Annotated in this window: 4 protein-coding genes; all 4 read right to left on the bottom strand. The window is 73.5% G+C overall.

Annotation, left to right across the window (positions count from 1 at the left end; genetic code table 11):
• The coding region (locus AB0J52_RS29975) for a S8 family peptidase (protein WP_500185995.1) at positions 1 to 1,414 on the bottom strand (1,414 nt) is incomplete at its 3' end.
• 156 nt (positions 1,415 to 1,570) lie between these two features.
• Complete coding sequence (locus AB0J52_RS29970; protein WP_500185994.1) at positions 1,571 to 2,032, bottom strand: hypothetical protein; 462 nt, start codon at positions 2,030 to 2,032, stop codon at positions 1,571 to 1,573.
• 228 nt (positions 2,033 to 2,260) lie between these two features.
• The gene (locus tag AB0J52_RS29965) at positions 2,261 to 4,000 is read right to left on the bottom strand and encodes a monocarboxylic acid transporter (protein WP_500185992.1); all 1,740 of its coding nucleotides are present in this window, start codon (positions 3,998 to 4,000) and stop codon (positions 2,261 to 2,263) included.
• The coding region (locus AB0J52_RS29960) for a hypothetical protein (protein WP_500185991.1) at positions 3,997 to 4,208 on the bottom strand (212 nt) is incomplete at its 5' end. The genes AB0J52_RS29965 and AB0J52_RS29960, both read right to left, overlap by 4 nt.

Raw genomic sequence — 4,208 nt, 5'->3', positions numbered from 1 at the left:
GCGGTTCGGGCGGAGGCGCATAGTGCACGGGGGCCGGCGCGGGCGCGGGCACGGACGCCGGCACGGGTTCGAGCTCGTGCTCCGGCTCGTAGTCGTCGTCCGGACGGCGACGCTGCCGCCATCCCAGGAAGAGGCCGACGACGACCAGCGCGCCGCCACCGCCGAGAATCGCCGGGTAGAGCCAGTCGGAGCCGACGCCCGAGTCCTTCCCGGCGGACGCGTCCTTGGTCCGGACGGGTGGCGCGGACCGCTTCGGCGGCTCCTTGCTGATGCGGCCCGCGGCGCTCATCGCGCGCGCCGCGTCCAGCACGCCCGGGCAGTTCCCGGACGGGATCGTCTCGGACGAGCCCTCGACCAGCGCCTGCCGCACCTGCTCGGGGTTCAGGGACGGGTAGCGCGACCGGAGCAGCGCCACGATCCCCGCGACGATCGCCGAGGACGGGCTGGTGCCAGTGCCGACAACGTAGCCGTCGTCGGCGTCCGCGCTGACGATGTCCACGCCCGGCGCGCAGACCGCGACGTACGAGCGCCGGTTGCTGTCCTTCCACTCGCGCATGCCGCGGTCGAGCGCGCCGACGGCGATGACGCCCGGGTAGGCCGCCGGGAAGTTCTTGCGGTTCGCTCCCGCGCCGTCGTTCCCGGCGGACGCGATGAGGACGACGCCCTTGCTCTGCGCGTACCGGATGGCGTCCTCCTCGGAGGAGTCGCCGTCGTAGTACTGCTTGCCGCCGCCGAGCGACATGTTGATGACGGTCGCGCCGTGGTCGACCGCGTACCGGATGCCCTGCGCGATGGCGTCCCGGGCGTGGCTGACCGTCGCCTCGTCCTTGCGCATCGGGTCGTCGTTCTCCCAGGTCACGCGCAGCGACATCACGCGGCTGGCGGGCGCGACGCCCATCACGCCCTGCGAGCCGCCGGGGCCGTGCCCGTGCCCGGCGATGATGCTGGCCATCGACGTGCCGTGCAGCCCCCAGTAGGTGCTGCCCGGACGGCGCGTCCCGCCGGTGAGGTCGGGGCCGGTGACGACGCGTCCGGTGAGGTCGGGATGGTGCCGGTCGACGCCGGTGTCGAGGACGGCCACGACGACGCCCTTGCCGCGCGACTGCTTCCACGCCTTCGGCACGTGCAGCGCGGCCAGGTGCCACTCCCGCGCCCGGATCATGTCCACCGGCCCGTCCGGGGCCAGGGGGAACGGCAGCGGCGCGGCGGCCTGCCGCGCGGTTCCCGGCGCCGACACCCCGGCCGCGGCCGATCCATGGGCGGACGGGCCCGGTCCGGACGGGGGCGCGACGGCGATCGGAACGGCGACGGCCGCGGCGAGGGTCAGCGCGGTGAGGGCGGTGGCGGCACGGACGGCCGGACGCGTCGTACCGCGACGGCCGAGCCTCCGGAAGCGGCGGCCGTCATGGGGCACGGCACCGCACCTCCTCCCGGCCGTCGTCCGCGTTCCACGGGATCCGATCCGCCCGGGCGGCGGACGGCCGACCGGCTGCGGGCCCTCATTCTGCCACGACGCTCCGGGACCGCCCCGGCACTCCGGCACATCGGGACCCACGCCGGGACAACCGGCTCAGGAGCACTTCCCGTACGGATGGTCGCAGTGGTAGGCGCGGCCGCCCAGATCGGCCCGCGCGCGGTCCACCAGCCCGTCCGGCCCGGTCAGCAGCCAGTTGGGGCCGCGCAGGATCGCGAACGCGCCGTTCTCGCCGAGCGCGCTCTGCCCGACGCCGCTGCGCCAGCTGCGCAGGGCGGTGTCCATCGTCAGGCCGAGGCCGGGGGCGAGCACGGTCGCGGCGACGTAGCGTCCCTGGTAACGGCACTCGACGCGGGTCGGGTCCGCGCTGCACCCGGTCGCGCCGGCCGCGCGCAGGACCCGTCCGATCTCGGCGGTGTCCTGGTAGGAGCGGGCGGTCGGGGCGGACTTCGCGGTCGCCGATCCGCCGCCACCGCCGCAGCCCGCGAGCAGCGCCGCGGTGGCGAGCGCGGTGCCTCCGGTCGAGCAGGCCAGGGCGAACAGGGACTTGGACTTCATGCGGACAAGCCTGCCGTACCGGCGGGTAACCACCGGCCGTCCGGCGGTGTTAGTCCCCTCACGAAAGTGATCACTGCTCATCGTGGCGACCCGCCGGAACGCGAGGCGGGCGGGTGCGCTGTCAGCGCGCCCCGCCCGCGACGTACGGATACTCCGCCCGAAGACACCGCCCTCGGCCTTTCGGCCTCGGCCTTCCGGCCTCGGTTCCTCGCTCCCCGTCCTGCGGCCTCAGACCGAACCGGCTCCCGTGAGCGAGCGGAACGACAGCTCGTCGTACCGGCGGGTGTCGGCGTCCGCGCGGCCCAGGTACGTGCCGATGACCGCGCACAGGAACCCGAAGGGGATGGAGACGATGCCGGGGTTCTCCAGGGGGAAGAAGTGGAAGTCCACGCCCTTGGGGAACAGCGAGAGGCTCTGCCCGGTGAGCGGGTCGACCTTGCCGGACACCACCGGGGAGAAGAAGACCAGCACCAGGGAGCTGACCAGCCCGCCGTAGATGCCCGAGACGACCCCGGCCGAGTTGAACCGCTTCCAGAACAGCGACAGCACGATCGCGGGGAGGTTCGCCGCCGCCGCCATCGCGAACGCGAGCGCGACGAGGAACGCCACGTTCATGTTCTTGGCGATCACCGCGAGCACGATCGCCAGCACCCCGATCAGGCAGGCCGCGAACCGGGCGACCGCGACCTCCTGCGACTCGCGCGGACGGCCGAACATCAGCACGTGGCCGAAGTAGTCGTGCGCCAGCGACGTCGAGGACGCCAGCACCAGCCCCGACACCACGGCGAGGATGGTGGCGAACGCGACCGCGCCGATGAACGCCAGCATCAGGTCGCCGCCGGCCGGGCCGCCGAAGTGGTCGCCGAGCGCCTTGGCGAGCTGCGGCACCGCGGTGTTGCCCGCCGGGTCCTGCGCCATGATCGCCTTGCGCCCTACCAGCGCCGCCGCGCCGAAGCCGAGCGCGAGCGTCATCAGGTAGAACGCGCCGACCAGCCCGATCGCCCAGTTCACCGACGTGCGCGCGGCCCGGCCGTCCGGGACGGTGTAGAACCGCGTGACGATGTGCGGCAGGCCCGCGGTGCCGAGCACCAGGGCGAGCGCGAGGCTGATGAAGTCGACCTTGTTCAGCACCGTCTGGTAGGTGTCGCCCGGCACGTCCTTGCCGTACTTCAGGCCGGGCTGCAGGAACGCCGACCCCTTGCCGGACGACTCGGCGGCCGAGCCGAGCAGCCCGGACAGGTTGTACCCGAACCGGGCCAGCACCAGCACGGTCAGCGCGACGCCGCCGCCGATCAGCAGCACCGCCTTGATGATCTGCACCCAGGTGGTGGCCTTCATCCCGCCGAACATCACGTAGAAGATCATCAGCGCGCCGACCACCACGATCGTCCAGGTCTTGGCCGCCTCCGCCGACATGCCGAGGAACGTCTCGCCGGGGTGGATGCCGAGCAGCAGCGCCACCAGCGCGCCCGCGCCGACCATCTGCGCCAGCAGGTAGAACACCGAGACGGTCACGGTGGAGACGGCGGCGGCGGTGCGCACCGGCGCCTGGGTGCGCGCCCGGTAGACCAGCACGTCGGCCATCGTGAACCGGCCCGCGTTGCGCATCAGCTCGACCAGCAGCAGCGTCAGCAGCCACGCGACCAGGAACCCGATCGAGTACAGGAACCCGTCGTAGCCGGACAGCGCGATGATCCCCGCGATGCCGAGGAACGACGCGGCCGACATGTAGTCGCCCGCGAGCGCGATGCCGTTCTGCGGCCCGGAGAACGCGTGCCCGCCCGCATAGTAGTCGACCGCGCTCTTGGTGTTGAGCCGCGCCCACACGGTGATCCCGAGGGTGACCACGATGAAGAACAGGAACAGCCCGAACGTCACCGTGCGGCCGTTGCCGCTGGCGGTGCCCGGGTCCTGGACGGGCGGGGAGGCGGCGAGCGCCGCCGCGCCGGCGAGGACATGTCCGATCATCGCAACCACCCTGGATCCGGTCGTACTGCCGCCCCGGACCACGCGTCCGGGCCGTCGTCCTTCGGCGTCACCGGCCCGGGGCGCGCCTCCGCCTGCCGCGCCGCCTCCTCGGCCTTGCCCGCCGCTTCGGCCTTCCCGGCCGTCTCGGCCTGCGCCGCCGCCCCGGTCTTGCCCGCCGTTTGGGCGTGCGGCGCGGCGGTGACCGCGG

Origin of the sequence: Spirillospora sp. NPDC049652 (assembly GCF_040675125.1) — a bacterium.
Lineage (GTDB): Bacteria > Actinomycetota > Actinomycetes > Streptosporangiales > Streptosporangiaceae > Spirillospora.
The sequence above is the reverse complement of the archived record's forward strand: the minus strand, read 5'-3'. Positions and strand labels throughout refer to the sequence as shown.